The 26,057-nt window shown below is 63.2% G+C and carries 24 protein-coding genes; 12 read left to right on the top strand and 12 right to left on the bottom strand.

Features of this window, described 5'->3' with window-relative positions:
• Nucleotides 1–40: 40 nt before the first annotated feature.
• The 3 genes from msrB to PF66_RS12925 all read left to right on the top strand — a co-directional run bounded on the left by msrB (nucleotide 41) and on the right by PF66_RS12925 (nucleotide 1,527).
• A complete protein-coding gene (gene msrB / locus PF66_RS12935) occupies nucleotides 41–442 on the top strand; it encodes a peptide-methionine (R)-S-oxide reductase MsrB (RefSeq protein ID WP_054058831.1) in 402 nt (133 codons plus the stop codon).
• Between the two features lie 148 nt (nucleotides 443–590).
• On the top strand, nucleotides 591–1,082 hold the full coding sequence (locus tag PF66_RS12930; RefSeq protein WP_054062902.1) for a glutathione peroxidase: 492 nt from the start codon (nucleotides 591–593) through the stop codon (nucleotides 1,080–1,082).
• Entirely contained in the window at nucleotides 1,075–1,527 is a 453-nt protein-coding gene (locus tag PF66_RS12925; protein WP_054058826.1) for a MarR family winged helix-turn-helix transcriptional regulator, read from the top strand. Before PF66_RS12930 ends, PF66_RS12925 begins: the two co-directional genes overlap by 8 nt.
• On the opposite strand, the gene PF66_RS12920 is transcribed toward PF66_RS12925, so the two are convergent.
• Nucleotides 1,520–3,838: a response regulator gene (locus PF66_RS12920; protein WP_054058825.1), complete on the bottom strand. Its 2,319-nt coding sequence runs from the start codon at nucleotides 3,836–3,838 to the stop codon at nucleotides 1,520–1,522. The two genes, PF66_RS12925 and PF66_RS12920, sit on opposite strands and share 8 nt — an antisense overlap.
• 178 nt (nucleotides 3,839–4,016) lie before the next feature.
• Between PF66_RS12920 and PF66_RS12915 the strand changes: the two genes are divergently transcribed.
• Both PF66_RS12915 and PF66_RS12910 read left to right on the top strand, forming a co-directional pair.
• Nucleotides 4,017–4,907, top strand: a complete 891-nt coding sequence (locus PF66_RS12915) for an ATP-binding protein (RefSeq protein ID WP_054058824.1) — start codon at nucleotides 4,017–4,019, stop codon at nucleotides 4,905–4,907.
• The gene (locus PF66_RS12910; RefSeq protein WP_054058823.1) at nucleotides 4,904–5,386 is read left to right on the top strand and encodes a GAF domain-containing protein; all 483 of its coding nucleotides are present in this window, start codon (nucleotides 4,904–4,906) and stop codon (nucleotides 5,384–5,386) included. The genes PF66_RS12915 and PF66_RS12910 overlap by 4 nt, the downstream gene beginning before the upstream one ends.
• 7 nt (nucleotides 5,387–5,393) lie before the next feature.
• Here PF66_RS12910 and PF66_RS12905 read toward each other — a convergent pair whose 3' ends face one another.
• The 9 genes from PF66_RS12905 to PF66_RS12865 form a co-directional block, all read right to left on the bottom strand.
• Nucleotides 5,394–8,345 carry an HD domain-containing phosphohydrolase gene (locus PF66_RS12905; protein WP_054058822.1) on the bottom strand — a complete coding sequence of 984 codons (2,952 nt, stop codon included), beginning with the start codon at nucleotides 8,343–8,345 and terminating at the stop codon, nucleotides 5,394–5,396.
• A 142-nt stretch (nucleotides 8,346–8,487) separates the two neighbouring features.
• Entirely contained in the window at nucleotides 8,488–12,171 is a 3,684-nt protein-coding gene (locus PF66_RS12900) for a transporter substrate-binding domain-containing protein (RefSeq protein ID WP_054062901.1), read from the bottom strand.
• Nucleotides 12,172–12,179: 8 nt separating this feature from the next.
• Nucleotides 12,180–12,809, bottom strand: coding sequence for a response regulator transcription factor (locus PF66_RS12895; protein ID WP_054058820.1), 630 nt, complete (start codon nucleotides 12,807–12,809; stop codon nucleotides 12,180–12,182).
• Nucleotides 12,810–13,136: 327 nt separating this feature from the next.
• Nucleotides 13,137–13,532, bottom strand: coding sequence for a response regulator (locus PF66_RS12890; RefSeq protein ID WP_054062900.1), 396 nt, complete (start codon nucleotides 13,530–13,532; stop codon nucleotides 13,137–13,139).
• Nucleotides 13,533–13,788: 256 nt separating this feature from the next.
• The gene (locus PF66_RS12885) at nucleotides 13,789–15,120 is read right to left on the bottom strand and encodes a deoxyguanosinetriphosphate triphosphohydrolase (RefSeq protein WP_054058818.1); all 1,332 of its coding nucleotides are present in this window, start codon (nucleotides 15,118–15,120) and stop codon (nucleotides 13,789–13,791) included.
• 144 nt (nucleotides 15,121–15,264) lie between these two features.
• Complete coding sequence (locus PF66_RS12880) at nucleotides 15,265–16,428, bottom strand: EAL domain-containing protein (RefSeq protein WP_054062899.1); 1,164 nt, start codon at nucleotides 16,426–16,428, stop codon at nucleotides 15,265–15,267.
• Nucleotides 16,429–16,557: 129 nt separating this feature from the next.
• Nucleotides 16,558–16,899, bottom strand: a complete 342-nt coding sequence (locus PF66_RS12875) for a hypothetical protein (RefSeq protein WP_054062898.1) — start codon at nucleotides 16,897–16,899, stop codon at nucleotides 16,558–16,560.
• Nucleotides 16,896–17,273 (bottom strand): phage holin family protein, encoded by a 378-nt coding sequence (locus PF66_RS12870; protein ID WP_054058815.1) that lies wholly within the window; start codon nucleotides 17,271–17,273, stop codon nucleotides 16,896–16,898. The genes PF66_RS12875 and PF66_RS12870 overlap by 4 nt, the downstream gene beginning before the upstream one ends.
• A 2-nt stretch (nucleotides 17,274–17,275) precedes the next feature.
• Nucleotides 17,276–17,590 (bottom strand): DUF883 family protein, encoded by a 315-nt coding sequence (locus PF66_RS12865; protein ID WP_054058814.1) that lies wholly within the window; start codon nucleotides 17,588–17,590, stop codon nucleotides 17,276–17,278.
• Between the two features lie 328 nt (nucleotides 17,591–17,918).
• Here PF66_RS12865 and PF66_RS12860 point away from each other — a divergent pair, with 328 nt between their 5' ends.
• The gene (locus tag PF66_RS12860) at nucleotides 17,919–19,127 is read left to right on the top strand and encodes an ammonium transporter (protein ID WP_054062897.1); all 1,209 of its coding nucleotides are present in this window, start codon (nucleotides 17,919–17,921) and stop codon (nucleotides 19,125–19,127) included.
• 3 nt (nucleotides 19,128–19,130) lie between these two features.
• Here the strand turns inward: PF66_RS12860 and PF66_RS12855 are convergent, their stop codons facing one another.
• Nucleotides 19,131–21,086, bottom strand: coding sequence for a monovalent cation:proton antiporter family protein (locus PF66_RS12855; RefSeq protein ID WP_054058812.1), 1,956 nt, complete (start codon nucleotides 21,084–21,086; stop codon nucleotides 19,131–19,133).
• Nucleotides 21,087–21,275: 189 nt separating this feature from the next.
• Between PF66_RS12855 and PF66_RS12850 the strand changes: the two genes are divergently transcribed.
• The 6 genes from PF66_RS12850 to PF66_RS12825 all read left to right on the top strand — a co-directional run bounded on the left by PF66_RS12850 (nucleotide 21,276) and on the right by PF66_RS12825 (nucleotide 25,454).
• The gene (locus PF66_RS12850; RefSeq protein ID WP_054062896.1) at nucleotides 21,276–22,382 is read left to right on the top strand and encodes an acyltransferase family protein; all 1,107 of its coding nucleotides are present in this window, start codon (nucleotides 21,276–21,278) and stop codon (nucleotides 22,380–22,382) included.
• Nucleotides 22,383–22,388: 6 nt separating this feature from the next.
• Nucleotides 22,389–23,360, top strand: a complete 972-nt coding sequence (locus PF66_RS12845; protein ID WP_054062895.1) for an acyltransferase family protein — start codon at nucleotides 22,389–22,391, stop codon at nucleotides 23,358–23,360.
• A 67-nt stretch (nucleotides 23,361–23,427) separates the two neighbouring features.
• Complete coding sequence (locus tag PF66_RS12840) at nucleotides 23,428–23,664, top strand: glutaredoxin family protein (RefSeq protein ID WP_054058810.1); 237 nt, start codon at nucleotides 23,428–23,430, stop codon at nucleotides 23,662–23,664.
• A 135-nt stretch (nucleotides 23,665–23,799) separates the two neighbouring features.
• Complete coding sequence (locus PF66_RS12835; RefSeq protein WP_026145429.1) at nucleotides 23,800–24,000, top strand: hypothetical protein; 201 nt, start codon at nucleotides 23,800–23,802, stop codon at nucleotides 23,998–24,000.
• A 146-nt stretch (nucleotides 24,001–24,146) separates the two neighbouring features.
• The gene (locus PF66_RS12830; RefSeq protein ID WP_054058809.1) at nucleotides 24,147–24,482 is read left to right on the top strand and encodes a hypothetical protein; all 336 of its coding nucleotides are present in this window, start codon (nucleotides 24,147–24,149) and stop codon (nucleotides 24,480–24,482) included.
• An 81-nt stretch (nucleotides 24,483–24,563) separates the two neighbouring features.
• Nucleotides 24,564–25,454 carry a pseudouridine synthase gene (locus tag PF66_RS12825; RefSeq protein WP_054062894.1) on the top strand — a complete coding sequence of 297 codons (891 nt, stop codon included), beginning with the start codon at nucleotides 24,564–24,566 and terminating at the stop codon, nucleotides 25,452–25,454.
• Here PF66_RS12825 and PF66_RS12820 read toward each other — a convergent pair.
• Complete coding sequence (locus PF66_RS12820; RefSeq protein ID WP_054058807.1) at nucleotides 25,438–25,911, bottom strand: type II 3-dehydroquinate dehydratase; 474 nt, start codon at nucleotides 25,909–25,911, stop codon at nucleotides 25,438–25,440. The genes PF66_RS12825 and PF66_RS12820 overlap by 17 nt on opposite strands.
• Between the last annotated feature and the right edge of the window lie 146 nt (nucleotides 25,912–26,057).

Here is a 26,057-nt window from a genome sequence, read left to right as displayed (position 1 = left end):
AGGTACAGATCGGGGTTTTATCTGCCGCCGAGGTGCAATGATGGAAAAGCTGGAGAAAACCCTGGACGAATGGCGCGCCATGCTCGATCCGGAGCAGTACAACGTCTGTCGCCTGAAAGGCACGGAGCGGCCGTTTTCGGGGAAATACAATGGCACCAAGACCGATGGTGTCTATCATTGCATCTGCTGCAATGAGCCGCTGTTCGATTCGAAGGCCAAGTTCGATTCCGGTTGTGGCTGGCCGAGCTTCTACGAGCCGATCGCCGACAGTGCGATGATCGAGATCCGTGACACCAGTCACGGCATGATCCGTACCGAAGTGGTCTGTGCGCGCTGCGATGCGCATCTGGGGCATGTGTTCCCCGATGGCCCGCCGCCGACCGGCCTGCGTTACTGCATCAACTCGGTGTGCCTGGACCTGGTGCCACGGGTTCAGGGCTGAAGGTGAGGACGGTCCCGGGCCTGGTGGGGGAGTTGCCGCAGGCCTGGTGCTATCCGGCAAGAATATGACCCTATATAAACTTGAGCAATTGAATTGTGTGCAATTAAATTGCTCGCTATCTTGATCGGCATTCAATGGAGGAACCGTCATGAGCGCAAACCTGCTGAACATCCCGTGCACCACTATCAAGGGCGAGCAGAAGACTCTCGCCGACTTCGCCGGCAAGGCCCTGTTGGTGGTCAACACCGCCAGCAAGTGCGGTTTCACCCCGCAGTACAAGGGGCTCGAAGCGCTCTGGCAGCACTACAAGGACCAGGGGCTGGTGGTCCTCGGTTTTCCCTGCAACCAGTTCGGCAAGCAGGAGCCGGGCAACGAAGCGGCGATTTCCGAATTCTGCGAGCTGAACTATGGCGTCAGCTTCCCGCTGTTCAAGAAGATCGAGGTCAATGGTTCCGGGGCACACCCGCTGTTCGTGCAACTGAAGAAGGACGCTCCCGGGTTGCTGGGCTCCGAGCGCATCAAGTGGAACTTCACCAAGTTCCTGATCAGCCGCGATGGCAAGGTGGTCAAGCGTTTTGCCCCGCTGACCAAGCCCGATGACATGGTCCGCGAGATCGAAGACCTGCTCGAGCATGAATGATCTGCCCGCCGATTCGCTGCGGCTCGACCGCCAACTGTGCTTCAAGCTCTATGCGGCGTCGCGGGCGGTGATCCGTGGCTACAAGCCGATGCTCGACCGCTTGGGACTGACTTATCCACAGTACCTGGCGATGCTGGTGCTGTGGGAGTGGCACGACAGTGCGCCGCAGCAGCCCACGGTCAAGGCGCTGGGCGAAAGGCTGCTGCTCGATTCGGGGACGCTGACGCCGTTGCTCAAGCGCCTGGAGCAGATGGAACTGGTACAGCGCCGGCGCTCGCCCGATGACGAGCGCGAGGTGCACCTGAGCCTGACCCCGGCCGGTTGGGCACTGCGCGAGCAGGTTGCGCCGCTCAAGGCGCAACTGCTCTGTGACAGCGGTATCGATCTGGCTCGGCTCGATCAGTTGCGCGACGGTCTGGACCAGTTGCTGGCGTACGTCAGGTGATCTGCGGCGCGACCCAGAGTTCGAGCAACGCCATCAGTTCCTCGCGGCGGAACGGCTTGGCCAGGTAGTCGTTCATGCCCGCTGCCCGGCAGCGTTCGCGCTCCTCGGGCATGGCGTTGGCGGTCAGGGCCACGATCGGCAGGTTCGGCCAGCGTCCGCTGCGGCGGATCTGCCGACTGGCCTCGTAGCCATCCATGACCGGCATGTTGCAATCCATCAGCACCATGTCGAAATCCTGCTGCTCCAGCTGGCTCAGCGCTTCGCCACCATGGGCCGCCACGGTCACCTCGCAGCCCAGCTTGCCGAGCATGCCCTTGGCGACCAGTTGGTTGACCGGGTTGTCCTCGACCAACAGGATCCGGCCGCGCCGCTGGGGCGGGCTGTCCTGGGCCTGGACCGATTGAGCCTCGGGGTCATCCACTTGCAGGGTGCGCTGCAGGATCTGGTACAGCGCATTCCGCGCCAGGGGGCGTGCCTGTTGTTGCAGGGGAGCCAGGGCGCTGGCCTCCTCGGTGGGCATGAAGTTGCCGTAGGCGGTCACCAGCAGGATCGGTGCGGTGATGGCCGGTCGCAGGCCGAACAGGCATTCGGGGCAGTCGGTGATCAGCAGGTCGATCTGCAGGCCGGCCAGGCTGTCGTCGATCCCGTAGCGCTTGTATTGCAGGCCCCAGGCCGGCAACTGGTTGTCGAGCATTTCGCTCAGGCCGCTGCCTGCGGAACTGACCGCGATGATCCGGCCGTTGAGCGGCTTCGGCGGGGCGGCGGGGGTGTGGCAGGGCAGCGGCAGTTCGGCGCAGAACTGGCTGCCGAAGCCGACTTCGGAACTGATGGTCAGGCGGCCCTTCATCGCTTCGCAAAGGTTGTAGGTCAGGGCCAGGCCGAGCCCGGTACCGCCGTACTGGCGAGTGATGCCGGCGCCGGCCTGGGTGAATGGCTGGAAGATCTTCGCCTGGGCTTCCTGGGCGATGCCGATACCGGTGTCGCAGACTTCGATCCGCACGCCGTCGTCGCGGGCCGTCAGGCGTACGTCGACGCGACCGAAGCGGGTGAACTTCAGGGCGTTGGACAGCAGGTTGCTGACGATCTGCCGAACCCGGGTCGGGTCGCCCAGCACCAGGGCGGGGAACTGCGGCTCGATCAGGCAGGCCAGCTCGACGCTGGGGGCGGCATTCTGCGAGAGCAGGTTGGCGGTATCCTCGATCAGTGCGCCGAGATCGAAGGGGATCCGTTCCAGCTCCAGTTGCCCGGCGTCGAACTTCGACAGGTCGAGGATATCGTTGAGCAGTTCCACCAGGACCTTTCCCGAGTCGTGGGCAATCGACAGTTGCTGGCGTTGCTCGGCATTCAGTGAGCTGTCGAGCGACAGCGCGATCATGCCGAGCAGGCCGTTCAACGGCGTACGGATTTCATGGCTCATGTTGGCCAGGAAGGCCGAGCGTGCCTGGGCCATGTTCAGCGCCGTACTGCGGGCCACTTCCAGCTCCTGGTTGGACTGGCTCAGGCGGGCGTTGATCGCCTTGAGTTCGGTGGTCCGGGCCGAGACGATGTTTTCCAGTTGCCCGAGGTAGTCGGTCAGGCGGTTTTCGGCGTTGCGCCGCTGCTGGATCTCGGTGGCCATGATGTCGAACTGCTGGTTGGCAACCTTGACCAGTACACCGATCTCGTCCTTTTCATGGCCGGGTGGAAACTCCAGTCGCGCTTGCCGGGGGGCTCCCGGCTGGGTGCTGGCCAGCGCATCGATGACCCTGACCAGGGGCTTGGTCAGCATCACGTAGAACAGTGCCAGGAGGATGCCGGTCAGGATCAGGCCATGGATCAACCCGTTGAGCAGGCTGATTTCGGCGCGTTTGAGGAAACGGATGCCGAAGGTGTAGGTGTCGACATCCAGGTGCAGGACGCCGAGGGATTCGTTCGGCAGGTGGTCGAGGAACAGGCGGTCCTCGAACTGCCGGTCGGCGCCGAAGAGAAAGTCGCTGATCGCCCGGTAGCGGCCATCCTGGCGGGGCCGCTCGACGCTGGCCAGCACCGCATTGTTGTTGTCGGTCAGTTTTGCCCGCAGCACCGCTGGCGAGTGCAGCAGCCCCAGCGCCAGTTCCTGGGCCAGTTCGGCATCGATGTTGTAGGCGATCCGTGAGGCGGGATTGTGGCTGATTTCCAGCAGCGAAAGGATTTCACGATTGATGGAGGCGTTTTCGCTGGCATAATCGAGACCGATCTGCAGCAGGCTGAGCAGCGTCCCCAGAATGAACCCGACCACCACGGTCGATCGGGCTTGCTTGTAGGACAAGCGCTGGGTGAATTTTATATCCATGGGATGATGTACCACATTCGTTTCCCTTCGCCGGGCAAGCATAGCTGATCCTTCGATAGCACCGGCAGACAAGTGGTGGCGCCCTGATCGGGTGTTTGCCGAGACAGCCTGCTTGATTTTCAAGCGCCCTGTGGCGCCGACGCGACATCATGAGTGTGAACTTGCCCGAGGAAAAGTCGTGGATGCTCGATTGAATGCCTTTCTGGAGCGCGCCGACGCGTTCCTTTCCCGTCTGGAACCGCTGTTGCCCGCCACCCGCCAGGTGATCGACTGGGATCGTTGCCTGGCGGCCCGCTGGCAGCGCGAAGGTCGCACGGGGTTCCTGTTGCCGCTCGAGGTCAGCCTGGACATGCGCCTGTCCGACCTGATCGGCGTCGACAAGCAGCGTGAACAACTGGCCCGCAATACCCGGCAGTTCATCGACGGCCTGCCGGCCAACCATGCCCTGCTCTGGGGTTCGCGTGGCACCGGCAAGTCGTCGCTGGTGCGGGCCCTGCTGGCCGAACATGCCGGTGCCGGCCTGCGCCTGATCGAGATCGAGCGCGACCACCTGGCGGATCTGCCGCGGGTGGTGGAACAACTGACCAGGCTGCCGCAGCGTTTCGTACTGTTCTGCGACGATCTTTCGTTCGAGTCCGGCGAGGGTGACTACCGGGTGCTCAAGAGCGTGCTCGATGGTTCGCTGGAGCAGGCACCGGACAACGTGTTGCTGTACGCCACGTCGAACCGCCGGCACCTGGTGCCGGAGAAGGAGAGTGACAACGAGAACTGGAAACGCGTCGATGGCGAGCTGCACCCGAGCGAAGCGGTGGAGGACAAGATCGCCCTTTCCGATCGGTTCGGCTTGTGGCTGTCGTTCTATCCGTTCACCCAGGAGCACTACCTCAGCGTGGTCGAGCACTGGATCGGCGAGTTGGCGCGCAAGGCCGGCCTTGCGTGGCAGCGTGATGACGAACTGGATGTTCTGGCGGTACGCTGGGCCACCGGGCGGGGTAACCGCAACGGTCGCTGCGCCTATCAGTTTGCGCGGTATTGGGTTGGATTGAAGTTGTTGGAGCAGGCACCATGATTGATTTGCAAAAGGCTGGCGCAGGGTTGGACGGCTACGGGCTGCTCTGTGCGCAGTTGGAGTCGCTGTTGGCGGACGAGCGCGATTTCATCGCCAACTCGGCGCAGTTCTCGGCGTTTCTGTTCAACCAGTTGGAGGATCTGAACTGGGCCGGTTTCTACCTCAACCGCGACGGCGAGCTGGTGCTCGGCCCGTTCCAGGGACAGATCGCCTGTGTTCGCATTCCCTTCGGGCGTGGGGTCTGCGGTGCGGCGGCGGCCAGCCGGCAGACCCAGCGGGTGGAGGACGTGCATGCGTTCCCCGGGCATATCGCCTGTGACAGCGCCTCGAACAGTGAACTGGTGGTGCCACTGGTCAAGGAGGGCCGTCTGATCGGCGTGCTCGATCTCGACAGTCCACGCCTGGCCCGCTTCACCGTCGAAGACCAGGCGGGCATCGAGCAACTGGCGGCGATCTTCCTCCGCCTGACCGACTGCTGACGCGGCCTCAGGCCTTCAGACCGGCCTTGGCCAGCAGCCCCGGTACGTCGATCGCATCGATCTGCTGGGGCTGCAGATAGCTGTTGGCATATTGCAGGTAGATCTCCTCCTGCATGAACAGCTCGAACAATTGTGGGTCGATATGGGCATCGCGGCACATCGCGGCCATGATGTTCAGCGCCTCGCTCAGCGACTTGGCCTTCTTGTAGGGCCGGTCGGCGGCGGTCAGTGCCTCGAAGATATCGGCGATCGCCATCATCCGCGCCGGCAGGCTCATCTGCTCGCGCCTCAGGCGTTTCGGGTAACCGGTCCCGTCCATCTTCTCGTGATGACCGCCGGCGATTTCCGCGACCATCGACAGATGGCCGGGGAAGGGCAGGCGGCTGAGCATGATGATGGTCTGCACCATGTGATCGTTGATGATGTAGCGCTCTTCGCGGGTCAGGGTGCCGCGGGTGATGCTCAGGTTGTACAGCTCGCCGCGGTTGAACTTGCAGGGCGGGACATCGAGCTGGAAGCCCCAGGGATTGTCGGCCGGCATCCGTTCGCTGTCGCTGCGTTCGAACAGGTGCTCGGGCTTGTCGGCCAGCAGGTACTCGGTGACGGGCAGGGTGGGTGCCGGGGTGCGTTCCTGGCGCCGGTGTTCTTCCCAGGACACGCCGAGACGATCATCCAGGGTGCGGCTCCAGGTGCGCTGGGCAATCTTGCGCAGCCGCTCCAGGTCGGCCTCGGCCATGGCCTCGCTGCCCAGGTTGCACTGGGCGACAAAGGCGAAATCGTCGTCCAGTGCGCTCAGGCGGGCGTCCCGTGAAACGGCAAGCGCCTGCTCCTCGGCAGCGGTGGTGGCGCGGGTCTGCCAATAGTCGATCCAGACATCACGCTTGAGCACTTCGAAACGCGTACGTACTTCGTGGATGCGATCGTGGAGGGTCTCCAGCTTGGTCGCCTTGTCGACCACATATTCCGGCGTCGTGACCTTGCCGCAATCATGCAGCCAGGCCGCCACATGCAGGGCCTCCCACTCGTCCTCCGAAGGGTTGTAGTCACGGAACGCCGGCTGCTCGCTGGCGGCCGCGGCCCTGGCCAGCATCTGGGTGAGCACCGGTACGCGCTGGCAATGGCCGCCGGTATAGGGGCTCTTGGCGTCGATGGCGCCTGCCAGCAGCTGGATGAACGCATCGAGCAGTTGCTTCTGCCTGACCTGCAGGTGCTGGCTCTCGATGCACGCCGCTGCCGTGCCGGACACCGCGCTGATGAAGGCGATGCGGTCGGGCTTGAGGTTTTCCAGGTCGGCTTCGGTGCCGCTGTCGGGCAGCAGCAGCGCCAGGACCCCCACGGTTTCGCCATGGCGGTTGTGCAGGCGGATGCCGATCAGGTGAATGCGCGGCGTTTCCAGGGCGATCATCACCCGTTGCAAGTCATCGGCCTGCTCGAAACCGAGGGTGCTGACCGTGCTGTTGTGGCTGTCGAGCCGGCTCAGCCAGTCCGCGCGTCGGCTGTCCGTGGCGGCGTCGCTGCGGATGTCGAACTGCTGCGGGGCGTGCTGGATACCGTCGATGATCAGCGCCTGGGGCTCCAGTCGGCGGTTCTCGCCGTTGACCAGATAGAGCAGGCCCGCCCGGGCCTGGCCGATCTTTATGGTTTCGTTGAGTACCAGTTGCAGCAACTGCTCGAAGCGGGTTTCCGCCGACAGGCTGGCGGATATCTCGAAGAAGCTGGCCAGGGTCCCTTTCATGCGGCTCATCGATACGGTCAACTGGTCGACTTCCAGTACCGGCGAGTTCGGGGTGGCCGGGTAGTTGAAGTTGAAGCTGCGGATCGCATCGGCTTCGCGCACCAGCGCATGCAGCGGCTTGACCAGGATCCTGGAGGTCAGCCAGCCCAGCGGCAGGCAGAGCAGCAGCGTCGCCAGGGTCAGCAGCGCGCCTTGCCAGCGCAGCCGGTAGGCATCGGCCAGCAATTGATCCTCCGGTACCAGCAGGGCCAGGTGCAGCCCGGTCGGGCCGCCTTCGGCGAGATTGCTGCGGGCGACGATCCACTGCCGATCGCGGGTGCGCATGTGGCGGCCGGACGGGTTGGCCGGGTCCATGAACTGTTGCAGTGCCGGGCTCAACTCGCGGACCGGCGTCAGTCGATCGCCGCCCTGGGCGGTCAGCTTGCCGTAGTCGGGGTAGGCCACCGCATTGCCCTGGTCGTCGAACAGGACGATCTCGGTATCGGGGGTGACCTTGTGTTTGCCCAGGGTGGCCGACAGGTCCTCCAGGGTCAGGTCGGCGGCCACCACCACCGTCGGGGAACTGCGTCGGGCCAGTGTGGTACCGACATTGTGGGTCGAGAAGAATACATAGGGTTCGGTGGTGATCTGGCCAGTGCCGCCCAGGGCGGTGTCGAACCAGGCGCGGCTGCGTGGGTCGTAGATCTCCTCGGGGTTTTCCTGGCGGCTGATCAGGTTCAGGTTGGCATCGTAGAACAGCGATTGCGACTGCAGGCTGCCCTTGCCGGCATTGCGCTCGATGCTCCAGACCTGGAAGGCCGCGTTCTCCGGCCCCTTGACGTAGGCCCGCAGCGCCGGGTCGCGCAGCGGTCGGACCATGAAGAAGTCACCGTCGGTATAGCCCAGGTACAGCGAGGCGAGGTTGGGGTTGTCGTTGAGTGCCTGGGTAAAGGGCCGCAGCAGGGCCAGGCGTTCTGCCAGGGTGGTGGCCGAGTTGCAGGGGTCGATGGCCAGCAGGCTTAGCAGGTGCCGAATCGGCTGGTAGGTGTGCTGCAGGTCCAGCTGGACATCTTCCTGGATCTTGCCGAAGAGTTTTTCGCTGCTGGAGAGGATGATGCGGGTGGTGTGCTGGTAATTGAAGATCCCCAACAGGGTGCCGGTCAGCAACAGCAGGCAGGTGAACAGGATGCTGATGTGGATGTGCAGGGGGAACCGGCGCTGCTGGACGGGCATCGAACTGGGCATCGCAGCTATCTCCTTGGTGATGCGGTGCACTGCTCAGCAGCCAGGGGCAGTCAATGGTTCGCCGAAAAGGCTGGCGGTCGCATTTTCCGTATGGCCCTGCCTGAGGTGGGGCTGCGCAGGGAAGTGCCCAGCCCAGGCTGTTTTACTCCATTTCGGGGGGATTTGTCTGGTGGCCGGCGTCATCCTGCGTGGATTTTTTTTTATCCAGTTCGCCAAGGTACTTCCGGAGGGCCTCTTCCAGTGTCGCCAGGGTCCGGACGACTGCCTCGCGGGCACTTTCGATCGTGCTCGCCGGGGCGTTCCGTTCGCCGGCGGCTTCCAGGCTTTCGCACTGCTCGACCAGCGTGGCGGCCTGAATGATGCGGGCCGCGCCCTTGATCTTGTGCGCCAGGTCGATGAAGGCCGTCATGCCGTGCCCCAATGGCAATCCCTGCAATTCCTGCCGGTCGGCCTGGCAACTGCTGAGCAATTCGTCCAGCAGCCGGCGTATCAGTTGCGGCTCGCCACCGGTCAGGGCGTTCAGGCCTTCGATGCTGAACGGTGGGTTGAAGGGCACGGCACGCAGGTCGGCCAGTTTCCTGCTCAGCGCGGTCAGGCTGATCGGCTTGAACAGACAGTCGTCCATTTCGGCCTGCAGGCAGCGGCTGCGTTCTTCCGGCTGGGCATTGGCGGTGAAACCGAACACCGTGCAACGCGGGCGCGCCAGTGCCGTTTCATGGTCGCGCAGTTGGCGGGTCAGGTCATAGCCGTTCATGACCGGCATGTTGCAATCGACGATCACCAGGTCGAAGTGTCCGTCCTTCCAGATCTGCAGGCCGCTAGCGCCGTTCTGCGCGGTGCTGTAGCGATGACCGAGGTAACCCAGTTGCTGGCACATCAGCAGGCGGTTGGCGGGATGGTCGTCGACCACCAGTACATTCAGTTCATGCAGGGCCGGGGGCAGCTCCGTCTCGCGCTCGATAGGCCCTTGCAGCGGTTCCAGGCTGTCCAGTTCAAGGGTCACGGTCACCTGGGTGCCCTGGCCGGGAACGCTGGCAAGGGTCAGTGTTCCTCCCATCATTTCGCAGAGGCTGCGGCAGATCACCAGCCCCAGCCCGGCACCACTGCGGGCCAGTTGGCCGGAGTTGTCGGCCTGGGCGAAGGGTTGGAACAGGCGTTCCTGGTCGGCCTGGCTGATGCCGATACCGGTGTCTTCGACCCGCAGTCGCACCGTTACCCGTTGCGCCACTTCGGTGGGCTGGATGGCCAGGTCGATGCTGATCCGGCCCTGCTCGGTGAACTTGATGGCGTTGCTGACCAGGTTGGACAGAATCTGTCTGAAGCGCAGCGGGTCGACCAGCACATCGCAGGGCTGCTCCCGGAGCGTTTCCTTCATGACCAGGCTCAGGCTTTTCTGGCGCGCCAGGCCATCGAAGACGCGGACCACCGATTCCGCCAGCTCCTCCAGGTTGACCCGTTCGGGGGACAGGCTGAGGCGGCCGGACTCGATGCGGGCGATGTCGAGAATATCGCCGATCAGTTCCAGCAGGTCCTTGGCCGAGTTGTACGCGACCTCGATGGCCGGGCGATCCAGATGCCCCTGGTCGGCGCGCTTCAGGGTCAGTTCCAGCATGCCGATCACGGCGTTCATCGGCGTGCGGATCTCATGGCTCATGGTCGCCAGGAAGGTGCTCTTGGCCCGGTTGGCGTCATCGGCCTGTTCCTTGGCACTGCGCAGGTCCTCGAGCAGTTGGCGTCGTTCGCTGACGTCGATCCAGCCGCCGATGATGCCCTGCACCTCACCCAGTGAGTTCCGGTAGGGCAGTATCCAGTGATAGATGGTCAGCTCACGGCCCCTGATATGCAGTGTGCGGTCGCAGATCAGCGGCGTGCCGTCCTCGATCACCCGCAGGTAGTCGGCCTGGTATTCGCTGGCCTCCTGTTCGTTGCCGAGGGCGCGTGCACCTTCCAGCGCGCTTTTGCCGACCAGGTCTTCCAGCTTCGCCGAGAAGGCTTCCAGGTAGCTGTCGTTGCAGGTCTGCAGCAGGCCCTGGCGGTCGCGCACGTAGATCGGGTGAGGAGTGCCGTTGACCAGCGCACGCATGAATTCGAACTGGTCGCTCAATGCCCGTTCCGCCAACTGGCGCTGCCTGATCTGCCTTCGCATGTAGGCATTCCAGGTCAGCGATAGCAGCAACAGCACACTGGCACCGACGATGATCTGGATGATCAGGCGGTGATAGTTGCGCCAGTAGCTGTCGGAGGCCGGGGTGTAGCCGCGCCAGCGGCTGTTGACGATACCCAGTTCGTCCGGGGCGATGCTCAGCAGGGCCTTGTCGAGGATCGAACCGAGTTCGGTGGCGCCGCGGGCGGTGGCCAGGGCGAAGACCGCCTGCTGGGTACCGATGGTGGCGCTGATCTGCAGACGGTCGTCGAATATCTGCGAGGCGATCAGGTAGTTGGCGATCACCAGCGAGCCGACCGCACCCTCCACCTGGCCCTGGGCGAGCAGTTCGGCGGCCTTGAGGCCGTCGTCGGTCTCCACCAGGCGGATCCCCGGGAATTCGCGGCGCAGGTAGTCGATCAGCGCATTGCCGCGGGTGATTGCCAGGCGCTTGTTCTCCATCTGCTCGAGATTGATCGGGCTGTCCTTGCCTTTCGCGGTGAGCAGGACGAAGGAGTTCTCCATGTAGGGACGACTGAAATGCAGCAGCTCTTCCCGGGCATTGGTCGGGCTGATGGCCGCGATCACATCGGCCTTGCCGCTGCCGATTCGGCCGATCATGTCATCCACGCTGCGTGCCCGCTGGATTTCGAAACGCAGGCCGGTACGCAGGCGGATCAGTTCCAGCAGGTCGGCCGTCACCCCGCGAAAGTTGCCGTCGGCGTCGAAGAAGGTGATCGGCGCCAGGGCCTCGTTGACTACCACGCGCACCAGCGGATTGGCCTTGAGCCACTGCTCTTCGCGAGGGCTCAGTTGCAGCTTGTGATCGGTCAGCAGGATATCGCTGCCGGCACTCCAGCGTTGCGCGATGCTCTCGCGCTCACCGGTGGGGATGGCCCTGAGAATGCTGTTGACGATACCCAACAGCAACGGTTCGTCGCCGCGCACGGCAAAACTGAAACCGTAGGCTTCATGTTTGCCGAAATTGGCCATTTTCACGTTGCGCAGGTAGCCCTTGTTGATCAGGTAGTGGGTCGAGATGGTGTCGCCCAGGAACACATCGGCCTGGTCGAAGGCGACGGCGTTGATGGCATTGAGGTAGGAGGGATAGAACTGGATGATCGCCTCGGGATACTGCGCCTTTATCTCGTCCAGTGGCAGGTAGTGATAGACCATGCTCAGGCGCATGCCGGCCAGACCGTCGGTGAGCGAGCGGGTTTCGCCCTCGCGGGTGACCAGTACCGGCTGGTCGACGGCATAGGGAATCGATAGCGCGATGTTCTTGTTGACGGCCTCGAAGCCGTTGGCGCTCCCCAGCAGATCGATCTGTCCGTTCTCGAGGGCCTGGATGGCTTGCTCCCGGCTGGCGAAGCTGTGCACCTTGACCGGCAGGCCAAGTGCGCCGGAAAGAATCCCCGCGTAGTCCGCCGTGATGCCTTCGTAGTCACGCCCGCTGGCGGTGATGTCGAACGGTGGATAGTCCGGGGAGGAGGTGCCCAGTACCAGCACGCGCCTGTCCTGTATCCAGCGGCGCTGTTCCTTGTCGAGCTGCACCTCCATGTGTCCAGCATTCGAACGGCTGAGCAGGGCGAAGTGGGTCACATCGCCGGGTATTGCATGCGCTGACAGACACAGGAGCATTCCCGTGATGATTGTCAGATAATCCTTCAAGCGCGTGGGCATCCGTCTTCTCACACTACCGCGTTGCGTTTGGCCATTTCGATCAGTTCGACGAGGGTCTTGGCTTTCAGTTTCTGCATCAGGCGTTTCTTGTAAGTGCTGACGGTCTTGTTGCTGAGGAACATGCCCTTGGCGATTTCCTTGTTTGTCCTGCCCTGGGCGAACAGTTGCAATACCATCAGTTCCCGGTCGTTGACCAGTTTGAAGAGTTCCATTTCCGGATTGATCGCTTCATCTTTTCGGCCGCTGATCAATGCCTGGCTGGGAAAGTAATTGTAGCCGGATAATACCGCTTTCACCGCACTCATCAGTTCGCCCAGATCTTCGGTCTTGCAAACATAGCCTGCAGCGCCCGATTGCATGCAGCGAATGGCGAACAGCGAGGGAGACTGCCCGGTCAGTACCAGGGTTTTCAGCGACAGGTTCATGCCGTCCAGGCGGGCCAGAACTTCCAGGCCGTCCAGCTTGGGGATGCTGACGTCGAGAATGACGAGGTCCGGCATGCATTCGCGGACCATCTGCATGGCGTCGACACCATTATCCGTCTCACCGACTATTTCATAACAATCTTCCTGCTCCAGCAATATCCGAATGGCAAGACGGACAACGGGGTGGTCGTCGACGATAAAAACCGAATTCATAATAAATCCCATACGAGCTGCGTAGAAAGCGCGCACATTAGCTCACTTGTCTCCCGGGACGCATGAATAGAGATGCCTACAGAAGCTGTATAGGAATATTCCTACTTTAATTGAGCTGTCGACTTACATTCTGAGGATACATGGAGGGGTGTGTTTCCTGCTTTTATAGTTTTTTGTTATTAAAAGGGCTTGGCTGTTTGTGGGTGTTTAATGGTATTTCGGATAATTCCTACGTATGGATAGGCTTGATTCTGCAGTTCTGTTGGCTGGCAATCACGATATTAGTGACAGTTGCCAAGACATTCGTCTGACAAAAGATGCTGTTTTCTATCGGACGCAGCGTGAGCCCAATATGTTTTTCAGCGCCAGGCCGTTGAGCGGCTTGCTCAGGCAGCCCAGCAGAGGGAGATGGCGCAGCAACGCGCTCTGGTTGAGTGCCCACAGTTCGTCGAGGCTGAGACTGCTGAGCAGGATAGCCTGCCTGATCTTGCCGCGCTGATTGGCGGTGTGGATCAGTTCGAGCCCCGGTATATCGGGCAGGCACTGGTCGCAGAGCATCAGGTCGAAGGGCGTTGGCACGGCTTCCATCGCCCGCAGGGCTTCGGTTGCGTTGGCGGCCGGGGTGAGGTGGTGGAAGCCGTAGCTGTTGAGCAGGCTCTGCGTAGCGACCAGTTGAAAGGGGTGATCCTCCACCAGCAATACGCGCAGATTTTCTTTGGGCATGTAATTTTCCAGGCGGGCTACCTGTTTCGAACAAGGCCTCAGGTGCAGGCGGTGAGGTGTCGATCCTGAAGAGGGGCCTGTTGAGCGAGGGGATGGATTGAGTCCAGGCGGCAGACTAAGAGGGTAATGGATTATTTCAGTGGGTCGAACGAAAGCTCCATCAGCGGATTCCGCGGCCAATGTAGGCTTTCTCCGCGCGACGTAGGGGGGCCTTCGGCAAGGGCTGCAGTCCTTGCCGAAGGCGAGCGGGGCAAGGTTACTGGGGACTGGAGCGTCCGGTCATTTCCCTGGCCATTTCACTGGCGTAGCTGTCGGTCATGCCGGCGATGAAGTCGATCATGCGCAGGAACGAGGCGTGCAGCGGCCAGTCGGGATTGGGCGCGTTGTTGCCGAGCAGATCGAGAATCCGCCGGTTCTTGAACGACGGCGTACGCCCGCCGTGCTGCTCCAGGGCGGCACCGCAGAAGGCATTCAGGAGAATCTCCAGGGTGGTGTAGGCGCCGATTTCGTGCAGCGTCTTGCGTTTGTCCTGGAAGATCTTTTTGCGGGCGATGTCCTTGGCGTTGAGCACGCAACGCTTGGCCGGACCGTGCATGTGTTCGACCAGGTCGCCCGGCAGGGTTCCCGCCAGCAGGGCGTCCTGCTGCTCGACGAAGGCCCTGGCGGCGGCATTGGTCAGGTGTTCGATGGCCTTGCCACGCAGAATCGCCAGTTTGCGTCGACGCGAGTCCTGCGGGCCCAGCAGTCGATAGGTTTCCGGCAGATCGTCACCGACCAGGTCGAGCAGCAGCGATTCGACCTGTTCATAGTCGAGCAGGTCCATCTCCAGGCCGTCTTCCAGGTCGATCAGCGCGTAGCAGATGTCGTCGGCAGCCTCCATCAGGTACACCAGCGGGTGCCGGGCCCAGCGTTGTTCCTCCAGTTGCGGCAGGCCGAGCTTGTGGGCGATCTGCTCGAGGATCGGCAGCTCGCTCTGGTAGCAGCCGAACTTGTGCTTCTTGTAGCCCAGCGAGTCGGCGTGACGGGCGCTCCAGGGGTATTTGAGGTAGGTGCCGAGGGTGGCGTAGGTCAGCCGGGTGCCGCCGTCGAACTGGTGGTACTCAAGCTGAGTCAGCACCCGGAAGCCCTGGGCATTGCCCTCGAAGTTGAGGAAGTCGGCCCGCTCGGCGATGCTCATGTCGTCCAGCCAACCGCGGCCGGCGGCCTGCTGGAACCAGTGGCGGATCGCATCCTCGCCGGAGTGGCCGAAAGGCGGATTGCCGATGTCATGGGCCAGGCAGGCCGACTGCACGACCATCCCCAGGTCGCTCGGTTCGCACCAGTCGGGCAGCGCGCTGCGCAGGGTCTCGCCGACCCGCATGCCCAGGGAGCGGCCGACGCAACTGACTTCCAGCGAGTGGGTCAGGCGGGTGTGGATATGATCGTTGCTCGAAACCGGATGTACCTGGGTCTTGCGGCCCAGGCGGCGGAATGCCCCGGAGAAGATGATACGGTCGTGGTCCTTGTGGAAAGGGCTGCGGCCCAGCTCTTGCGGGCTGTGCAGGGGCTTGCCCAGGCGTTCGCGGTTAAGCAGGGTTTGCCAGTCCAAGGCGGGTTCCCTCCGTCGAATGATCGAACCGCCAGCTTCCCGGTTAGCTGGCGCGCCTGCAAGCAAAAACTGGCGAGGTGTGGCAAAACCAGGTGGTCTTTGCGGTCAATGCGATTCAACCGGGCGAATCAGCCACGCAGCCCTCTAAAGGATGGCGGCATCGATATCGATAAGCAGCAGGCGCCGGCCATCGTCGAAGAATTGCCCGGCGGTCAGGCAGTACTGGTTGGTGGTGGCGTCGCGATAGGTGCCGGACAGCGTCAGGCGCCGCCCATCCCAGCCTTCGGCGAGCAGGTGATAGAAGTACGGGCGCCATGACCAGTTGTGGCCCACATAGCTGTTGTCAGCCTGCCAGGCCTGGTTGCGCCATTCCACGTTGGGTGTGAGTTGCGTGCCGTGGCGGTCGCACTGGTAGAAACGCAGCAGCCAGGGGTAGCTGTCCAGCCGTGGCAGTTGGCTGAGGGGCGCCTGCGCCTGGGCCCAGGCCTGGAGGATGCCCATCAGTTCACCCAGTTGCTGGCGCAGCTTCATCAACTGCGCGCGCTCGGCGAGCTTGCGCTGGACATAGCGTTCGCGCAGTTCGGCGAATTGCCTGACGAACCTGTCGCTGGGGAAAAACGCCTGTTCGGCCTTGGCGAACAGATAACCCTGAACATAGCGTGAACCGCATTCGAGGGCGAAGTTCAACTCTTCCTCGGTTTCGACCCCTTCGGCAATGATCCAGCAGCCGGTCTTTTCCGCCATCTGCGCGAGCGCCTTGACCACCTCGCTGCTCGGCCCGCCACGGGCCGCCGCCTGGAACAGGCGCATGTCGAGCTTGAGAATATCCGGCTGCAGGGCCAGTACCCGATCCAGTTGCGAGTAGCCGGCACCGAAGTCGTCGATGGCGATCCGGGCGCCGGCCTGGCGATAGCGCTCGACCACCTGGGACAGTTGCTGGCTGTCGCCATCCAGTTCGGTGATCTCGAAGACGATGCGGGCCGGGTCCACGCCGTGCCGTTGCAATTGTTGCAGGCTCGGCAGGGCCTGGCCCGGTGTCAACAGGCTGATCCAGCGAGGCGATATGTTGAGGCTCAGAAACCACTCTGGCGGGGCTTCGTGCAGCCGGCTCAGGGCGTCATCGCGCAGTTGCCGGTCGAGGTCCAGCAGGTCTGCTGCGGGTGTCAGCGGGTCGCTGAACAGGGGGCCGACGGAGACCCGTTGCCCGTTCGCCTGGCGCAGGCGGCCCAGGACCTCGACGCCGGCTATGCGCCCCGTCGCGGTATCGATGAATGGCTGAAAGCAAGCGAGCGGTTGCCCGTCGATCACGGAGCCTCCTGAGGCGGTTTGTCGGCTGGTGGCTCGTGGGCAGGCAGCGGGGTCGCCAACCGCCGAAAACAACCGGCGGTTATTGTTCGATCAGTTATCTTTGCAAGAATGCAGCCAGCTCCACTGCCGTCAACGTTTTCCGGATGAGCCCTGCATGACCAGCCTGATCAGCGGCAGCAGGCTGGTGCCCAGGCGCACCAGGCGGGACAGGCCGCCCACCCCGGAACCCTTGGCGCCCTTGCCGCCAAGGAAGCCCAGCAGTGTGACCACGGCGATACCCCACAGGGGGGCATGCTTGATGCCGAGGTTTTCCTGCCAGTTGCGGCCCATCCCGCGCACCCGCTGCAACGGTTCCAGCAGTTGCCGGGATTCGTGGCGGATTTCCTGTCGATGCATTTCCATGCGCAGGCGGATCAGTGCCTTGCGCATCTCCCGGCGGGAGTTGCCTTGTGGCAGTTCTGGCAGGCTCATGGCAGCAGTCGCTTGCGGTCGTTGGCCAGCTCTTCGAGCGTGGCGTGGAAGGGAGAGGACTCATCGAAGACGGCCGCCTTCAGGCGCAGGCCACAGAACAGGGCGGCCAGGCTGTAGAAGACGCACAAGCCGATGATGCCGGCCAGGCGGTAGGTGTCCCAGACCAGGATCAGCACCAGTGCCGACAGGCCGATCAGCAGCAGCAGGGCGAAGACCAGCGCCAGCCCGGCGAACAGCAGCAGGCTGACGGTGCGGGCCTTCTGTTCCTGCAGCTCGATGCCGAACAGCTCGATATGGCTGTGCAGCAGGCCGAGGACGGCGGCACCCAGGCGCCGGCTGGAGGAGCCGGTGTTTTGCGCTTCGTCGATAGCCATGATCAGCGCCGTGTCACCAGCAGGCCGACGATAAAACCGAGGCCGGCGGCGATGCCCACCGATTGCCAGGGGTTGGCCTGGACATAGTCTTCGGCCGCGACCACGGCTTCCTTGCTCCGCTCACGCAGAGTCGCCTCGGTCAACTGCAGGGTCTCCCGGGCTTTCGACAGGCTGTCGTGAATCTGCGCGCGCAGCTCGTCAGCCTGTTCGCCGGCCAGGCCCGCGGTGTGTTCCAGCAAACGCTCGGCGTCGCTGACCAGGGTCTGAAAATCCGCCATCAATATTTCCTGAGCAGTCTTTGCCGGATTGCGGGCCATAGGGGCATATCTCCTTGAGAGGCGTGTGAAAGGTTCGAGTGCGGGCCTTGTCCGAAGGTTCACTGCAATCGACTGGTACAGCTTTTGCTGTGTGCTGGTGCGTGGTCGCGGGCCCGTGCGCCGTATCCGGGCGTTTATGGGCGCGCACCACGAAAACCTTACCTCAAATAATCGAAACACGCGGAAAAAACCGAAGCGGCCACCGAGCCTGTTTTTCGTGCTGCGCCAAAGCGGTTCGCTGCCTGCCCGGCGTGCGCCAATAGAGTGCGAAAAAACCGGTGTCCCGAACAGCCGCGGTGCCTTTCCCTGACTTCAGGTCTGCCGTCCCATGGAAAATTTGCAAAGTGCCGTGGATAGTCTGGTCCATGGTTCCAACACCCTGTTCATCCTGCTCGGCGCGATCATGGTGCTGTTCATGCACGCCGGCTTCGCCTTTCTTGAAGTCGGTACCGTACGCCAGAAGAACCAGGTGAACGCGCTGTCGAAAATCCTCAGCGATTTCGCCATCTCGACCCTGGTGTATTTCTTCGTCGGCTACTGGATCGCCTATGGCGTGAGCTTTCTGCAGCCGGCGGCACAGATCAGCGGCGATCACGGCTACGGGCTGGTGAAGTTCTTCTTCCTGCTGACTTTCGCCGCGGCCATTCCCGCGATCATTTCCGGCGGGATCGCCGAGCGGGCGAAGTTTGCCCCGCAGTTGTGCGCCACGGCGCTGATCGTCGCGTTCGTCTATCCGTTTTTCGAAGGCCTGGTCTGGAATGGCAATTTCGGCCTGCAAGCCTGGCTGCTGGCGCGCTTTGGCGCAAGCTTCCATGACTTCGCCGGCTCCGTGGTGGTGCACGCCATGGGCGGCTGGCTGGCGCTGGCGGCGGTGTTGCTGCTGGGGCCGCGCCAGGGGCGCTACCGTGAAGGGCGGCTGGTGGCGTTCGCGCCGTCAAGCATCCCGTTCCTGGCGCTGGGCTCGTGGATCCTGATCGTCGGCTGGTTCGGCTTCAACGTGATGAGCGCCCAGACCTTGCAGGGCGTCAGTGGCCTGGTGGCGGTGAACTCGCTGATGGCGATGGTTGGCGGCACGGTGGCGGCGCTGATCATCGGCCGCAATGACCCGGGCTTCCTGCACAACGGCCCGTTGGCCGGGTTGGTGGCGATCTGTGCCGGTTCCGACCTGATGCATCCGGTGGGGGCGCTGGTGACCGGGGTGGTGGCGGGCGGCCTGTTCGTCTGGTGCTTCATTGCCGTGCAGAGCAAATGGAAGATCGACGATGTGCTGGGTGTCTGGCCACTGCACGGGCTGTGCGGCGTATGGGGCGGGATTGCCTGCGGGATCTTCGGCCAGCAGGCGCTGGGGGGCCTGGGTGGCGTCAGCCTGGCCAGCCAATTGATCGGCACGGCGCTGGGTGTGGTCGTGGCACTGGTCGGCGGGTTTGCGGTGTATGGGCTGATCAGGGCCGTACACGGCCTGCGGCTGAGTCAGGAAGAAGAGTATTACGGCGCCGACCTGTCGATTCACAAGATCGGCGCCGTGAGCCAGGACTGAATTCTACCCACCCAGCAATCGGGCCTCGCAGGCCTCGATGGCTGCCAGCGGCCCGGACACCCGCACGGTGTCGCCGGCCTGCAGCGTGGTATCGGCATCGACTGCCAGTTCGCTGCCGCCGCGCTGCAATCCCTGAATCTCGACCCCCAGCTGTTCAAGGGCCAGGTCATTGACCGAGCGGCCGCAAGCATGGGCGTCGGCCCCGAGGTTCACCGCATGCATCAGCACCCTGGGCTGGCCCTGGCTGCCCAGCAGGTTGGTCTGCGCCCCGTGGTAGAAACCGCGCAGCAGCTTGTAGCGACTGTGCCGTACTTCGTTGATTCCGGCCCGTACCCGCTGCTCCTCGACCCCGAGCATCACCAGTGCATGGGAGGCGAGCATCAGGCTCGACTCCAGCAACTCCGGCACCACCTCGCTGGCGCCCGCCTCTTTCAACTCGGTGAGCTGGCTGTCATCGCGGGTCCGGACCAGGATCGGGACCGTGGCGCTGAGCCGGCGGGCCTCCCTGAGCACCTGCATGGCGATATCGGTCTTGTCCACCGCGACCACCAGCAGGCGTGCCCGCTCCAGGCCCACGGCGCTCAGCAGGTCGCCACGGCGTGAGTCGCCGTAGTGCACGCAGCTTTCGCCGGCGGCGGCTTCGCTCACCCGTACCGGATCGTCGTCGAGCGCGACGAAGGGCTGCTGCTCGCGGCGCAGGAAGCGGCCGATGGACTGGCCGACACGGCCGTAGCCGCAGATCACCACATGCCCGTGCAATTCGGCGTTCAGCGCACTGATTTCCTCCAGGCGGGCTTCCTGGTTCGGCTTGCGGTGCAGCGTGGCGGCGATCCGTGGCGCGGCGCGCAGCAGCAAGGGGGTCATGACCATGGAGCAGAAGGTTGCCGCCAGCAACGGACCGCTGATATCGGCGGGCATCAACCGGTTCTGTTGCATCTGGGCCATCAGGGCGAAACAGAACTCGCCGCCCTGGGCCAGGGCCAGGCCGCTGCGCCAGGCGGTTTCCGCATCGCTGCCGCGACCCCTGACCAGCAGCGCCACCACCGAGCCCTTGATCAGCAGCAGGGCCAGGGTCAGGCCGAGGATCAGCAGGCCATGATGGGCGAACAGTTGCAGATCGATCAGCATGCCGATACTGACGAAGAACAGGCCGAGCAGGATGTCGCGAAACGGGCGGATATCGGCCTCGATCTGATGGCGATAGTGGCTTTCCCCCAGCAGCATGCCGGCGAGAAACGCGCCCAGGGCGGGCGACAGGCCCAGCAGGTGGGTCAGCCAGGCGGTCAGCAGCACGATCACCAGGGCCAGCAGTACGAACAGTTCCGCCGAGTGCGAGGCGGCGACCTCATGGAACAACCGTGGCAACAGCCAGCGGCTGGCCAGCAGCAGGCCGACGAACAGCACCAGGGTCTTGCCCAGGGTGAGTGGCAGCGCCCAGTACCAGGCCTGGTCGCTGCTGCCGGCGAACACCGGGACCAGGGTCAGCAGCAGGACCGCGATGACATCCTGGAACAGCAGCACGCCAATCGCGTTCTGGCCATGGCTGCTGAAGATCTCCCCGAGGCTGGTCAACTCCTTGCTGACGATGGCGGTCGAGGACAGGGCCAGCCCCGTCCCGAGCATCAGCGCCGCCGCCAGCGGCATGCCGAAGAATGCCAGCAGCGCGCCCAGCACCGCCCCGGTGCAGACCACCTGCAGGCTGCCCAGGCCGAAGACCACACGCCGCAGGGCGAGCATCTTCGACAGGGAAAACTCCAGGCCCAGGGAGAACAGCAGGAACACCACGCCCAGCTCGGCCAGGTCCGGCAGCGCTTCGTTGTCGTTGACCCAGTCGAAGGCGGTCGGCCCCACCAGCAGCCCGACGCACAGGTAACCCAGCACCGGTGGCAACTGCAGGCGCCGGAACAGCGCAATCACCACCAGTGACGAGGCGAGAATGATCAACAGATTGGCAAACACAAGCATCTCCGCAACGGTTCGGAAAAATGGCCCGGAAAAAGTAACCGGAAAAAAGCCGTCAGTTTCTCGCAGATGATCGAAACCAGGGTTGATGGAAATCATCCGCCAGTGGCAATGTCTCATATCCGGCACGGTTCGCTATGCTCAATCTCGGAATGCCGGGGCACAGGCGTGACAACGGAGAGAAGCATGGAGCGGCTGTATTCGCTGCAGGGCCTTAGAGGGGCGGCAGTGGTTGGGGTAGTGCTGTTTCACATGGCGGCGGTGGAGCTCAAGTACTCTGGCGGCGATACCCTGCTGCCGGCGCTGGTGGATTTCTTCCAGCTGGGCGTCGACCTGTTCTTCGTCATCAGCGGTTTCGTCATGGTGATCGTCACCCGTGGCCGCTTCCAGGACAAGGCGCAGTTCCAGCGCTTCCTGTTCAACCGCGTGTCGCGGATCTACCCCAACTACTGGCTGTATTTCTTCATCACCCTGGCGGTGTATCTGGCCTCGCCGACGCTGGTCAACAGCTCCCACGGCGGTTCCAACCTGCTGATGTCATTCCTGCTGCTGCCCAACGAGCGCGTGCTGCTGGTGATGGTGGCCTGGTCACTGGTGTTCGAGCTGTGGTTCTACCTGGTGTTCAGCGGGCTGCTGGCCTTTCGCGAGCGCTGGTTGCCAGCTCTGCTGCTGGCCTGGGCGCTGGCACTGCTGGTGTTCAACCTGCTCGGTTCCTGGCAGGCCCATGGACCGGCCCTGAAAATCATCCTGCACCCCTATGCCCTGGAGTTCATCGTCGGCAGCGCCCTGGCACTGTTCTTCTACGGGCCGCACAGCGCAAGGGTGCCGACGCCGGCGGTCTGGCTGCTGTTCGCGGCCAGCCTGCTGCTGGGCTTTCCGCTGATCTATCACTACCAGTTGTTCCAGCAGGAAGGGCTGTTGCGGATGCTCTCGGTGGGCCTGGTGTTCGGTGCCCTGACCCTGTCGCTGGTGCTGCTAGAACGGCGTCAGCTGATCCGTATCCCGACGCCGCTGGTGTTCACCGGTGACATGTCCTACACGATTTATCTGTCGCATCTGCTGGTACTGGGCGTGGTCGGTCGGACCTGGCTGGTGATCGGCAACTGGCCAGGCAGCCTGCTGGACAACCTGCTGTTCCTGCTGCTGATGCTGGCGGCGGTGTTGTGCTACGGCTGGGTCGGCTACTCGTTTTTCGAGAAACCGGTGCTCGATCGGGCGACCCGCTACTGCAACCGCCGGTTTCGCCGCGCCTCGTCGCGCAAGCCGTCCGATTCCTTGCCGGAAAGCAGGTGAGTGCCGATGTCCAAAGTCCTCAACGGTAACCTGGATGCGCTGAAGGTTGTGCTGGCGGTGTTCGTGGTGGTGTTGCACTGTCATTTCATGGGCGGCAACTACACGGCGGTGGGCTACCTGCTGTGCAACGGGCTGTTCCGGGTCGCGGTGCCGACCTTCTTCGTGATCAACGGCTACTACCTGTGGAAAACCCTGGATTCCGGCCACTCGTTCGCCGTCTGGTTCAGGCGCGGGCTGCTGCTGTATCTCTTCTGGATGCTGGTCTACAGCCCGACCTATGTCAGTCTCCAGGCACTGGGCAGCGTCGGTGGGGTGCTGTGGATCGTCAAGCAGTTCGTGATCGGCTACTTCCACCTCTGGTACCTGCTCGGCATGCTCGGCGGCGGCCTGATCCTGTACCTGCTGCGCGGACGCCCGACCGGGCTGCTGGTGGTCCTGGCGCTGGGTGCCTTCACGATCGGCCTGGTGCTGCAATATGCCCGGGTCTATTTCGAGCTGCCCAACGCCTTTCTCCAGCACTTCAACCAGAACGACTACACCGCGCGCAATTTCCTGTTCATGGGCTTCCCGTTCATGGCGCTGGGCTTTCTATTGGCCCGGCACCAGGTGCCGGAGCGGGTTACCCGGGCGCAGGTGTGCACGGCGCTGGTGATCAGCCTGCTGCTGGTGTTCGGCGAAGCCTGGCTGAACTATTCGCACCAGGCCGATGCCCGGCAGAACTTCGACTTCCTGCTGTCATTGCCGCTGATCACGCCGGCGCTGTTCCTGCTGCCCTTCGTGTTTTTCCGCCCCTCCACCAGCAGCCGCAACGCCAAGCTGTCCTCGGCGCTCTACTACGTGCATCCGCTGTTTCTCTATGGGGCATTGGCGCTGGGCATCCCCTACGGAAACGGGATGACCGCCATCGTGCTGCTGCTGGCGCTTGCCGCCGCGCCGCTGCTGATCCTGCTCAGCCGCCGGCTGCGCTTCGTGCTCTGAGCGTCGGCTCGACGCAGGCGGGGGGGCGGCCTAGAATGAGGTTTTCCCCTGCCCAGGACCCCTCGCCATGCTGCCTGAATGCCAACTCTTCGGCACCTTGGGTTGCCACCTCTGCGAAGTCGCCGAAGCGGTGCTGATGCCGCTGGTGGAGCACGGCCTGCTGGTGGAACTGGTGGATATCGCCGACGACGAGTCCCTGTTCGAGCGCTACGGCCTGCGGATTCCGGTATTGCGCCGGGTGGATACCGGTGCCGAACTCGGCTGGCCCTTCGATGCCGAACAGGTCGTGGCCTTCGTGCGCTGAGCGCGCCTGCCAGAGCCTTTCCCGGCCCTTCTGTTTCATCAGATTACCCTGGCTTGCACCTGGAAAACGGCTGTGCTTACGTCCAGGCATGACGTTTTGACGCAGCACGCATGCGTGGTGCAGGGAGGAAGTGAAATGAAAGGGAGACAAGTGTTGCTGGTCAACCAACTGGGGGGACGCAAGTTTCTCGCGATGTTGGTGGTTGGTATGAGCACCGCGACCCTGACATGGTATGGAAAGATTGATGGCGCAACCTATGCCATGGTGATCCTCGGTACGGTGGGCTCGTTCATCGGCGGCAACGTCTATGGCAAGGTCCACCCCAGGGAGTCATGACCGCTCGTGCGGCAGGAATCCGTTGGCGAATTGCGTAAAATTAAGTTACTGTATATTCATACAGTTTTGTCCCGGTGTTGGTGACAGGATGTCCACCACGACATGCGCACCCGGGGATGAAACCAGGAAGATCAAGAGGGTAAAGCATGGTCAATGTCGAACAATTGAAATCCAGCGTCAATCGCATGTCCGCCGATGTGGTGCGCGAGGCGGTGCTGGAGTTGCGACTCGATGGGCTGGTGACGGAAGGCAAGACACCGTTCAACAAGCTGCATTTCAACACCTGTTTCGCGGAAATCGAGGCACTGTTCCAGCGCGCGGGTTATCACCGCCAGCTGGATGTGGTGGGCTACCAGGGGCTGCTCTACGCGCTCTACGACCCGGGGCGCTGGGAAGCGGTGGATGTACTGCGCTGGCTGAAGGACTACACCGAGGCGGCCAGTGGCTCGCCACTGCTCAAGAGCCAGGTGGCGGCCGGTTGAGGCCAACCGGCACGATCGATTGACGGGGCGGCGGGGTCTTGCCGGATAATGTCGGCCCAGCCCGCCGTTCGAGCCCCCGTCATGTCCGCTTCACCGTTCAATGCCGCCGAAAACCAGGCCAGCACCCTGTATTTGCCACCGGGTAGCTGGCCTACCGTGCTGGACTGCCTGTGCGGGCATTTCCCGGCCATCGGTCGCGAGCAGTGGCTCGACCGGATCGCCCGCGGGCGGGTGCTCGATGCCCAGGGTGTGCCGATCACGGCACAACTGGCCTATCGCGAAGGGCTGAAGATCTACTACTTTCGCGAGGTGCCGAACGAGGCAGCGATTCCGGTCACGGAGGCGATTCTGTATGCCGACGAGCACCTGGTGGTGGCGGACAAGCCACATTTCCTGCCGGTGACCCCGGCCGGCGGGTACGTCGAGCAGACCTTGCTGCGCCGGTTGATCCGCCGTCTGGACAACCCGCACCTGGTGCCCCTTCACCGCATCGATCGGCATACCGCCGGGCTGGTGCTGTTTTCGGCGAACCCCGCGACACGCTCGGCCTATCAGTCGCTGTTTCCGACCCGGCAGATCGACAAGTTCTACGAGGCGATCGCCCCGGCCCTGCCTGGGCTGGACTTCCCGCGGGTGCACAAGAGCCGGCTGGTCGATGGCGAGCCGTTCTTCCGCATGTGCGAAGGCGAGGGCGCCAGCAATACCGAGACGCTGATCGAGGTCGCCGAAAAGAACGGTGACCTGTGGCGCTACGCCCTGTCCCCGGTGACCGGCAAGAAGCATCAGTTGCGCGTGCACATGGCCGCCCTGGGCGCGGCGATCTGCAATGACCCGTTTTATCCACAGGTGCTCAAGGACGTCGAGGACGACTACGCCAACCCGCTCAAGCTGCTGGCCAAGGGGCTGCGTTTCGTCGATCCGGTGACGGGGCAGGTGCGTCGGTTCCAGAGCGAAATCACCCTGCACTGGTAGCCCTGAACATCCGGCTCGTCATGGCGTGGGCCGCGTTGACCACCGCCCGCAGGCCGAGCAGGTAGCTGTCGACCCCGAAGCCGCAGATCTGCCCCATGCTCACGTCGGCCAGCACCGAGGGCTGGTGCAGGGTCTCGCGTCCATGGATGTTCGACATGTGCAGTTCCACCACCGGCACCCTCAGGTCGGCCAGGGCATCGCGAATATCGTAGCTGCTGTGGGTCCAGGCCCCGGGGTTGATCAGCACCGCGTCCACATGGTCGCGGGCAGCCTGCTGGATCCGTGCGCACATCGCTCCTTCGTGGTTGGTCTGGTAGCTGGTGATGTCGACTTCCAGTTCCCTGGCCAGTTTCAGCAAACGGGCGTCGATCTGCCTGAGCGTGATACCGCCATGGCGGATCGGTGCGCGTTTGCCGAACAGGTCGTGATTGATGCCATGGAGCATGAGCACTTTCATGATTCGTCTTCCGCAAGCTGGCTGGCCCCGATAGGGGGGACACCTACAGAATAGGCTTGGGCGGCGGATCGTGCCGGGTGGCGGCTTTCTGGTCGTCGGAAACGACAAAGCCCGCACGCGGCGGGCTTTGCTGGTGATCGTGAAAG

The organism is Pseudomonas asplenii (assembly GCF_001293465.1).
In the GTDB taxonomy this organism is placed as follows: domain Bacteria; phylum Pseudomonadota; class Gammaproteobacteria; order Pseudomonadales; family Pseudomonadaceae; genus Aquipseudomonas; species Aquipseudomonas fuscovaginae_B.
Note: the sequence above shows the minus strand (reverse complement) of the source record. Positions and strands in the feature narration are given on the sequence as shown.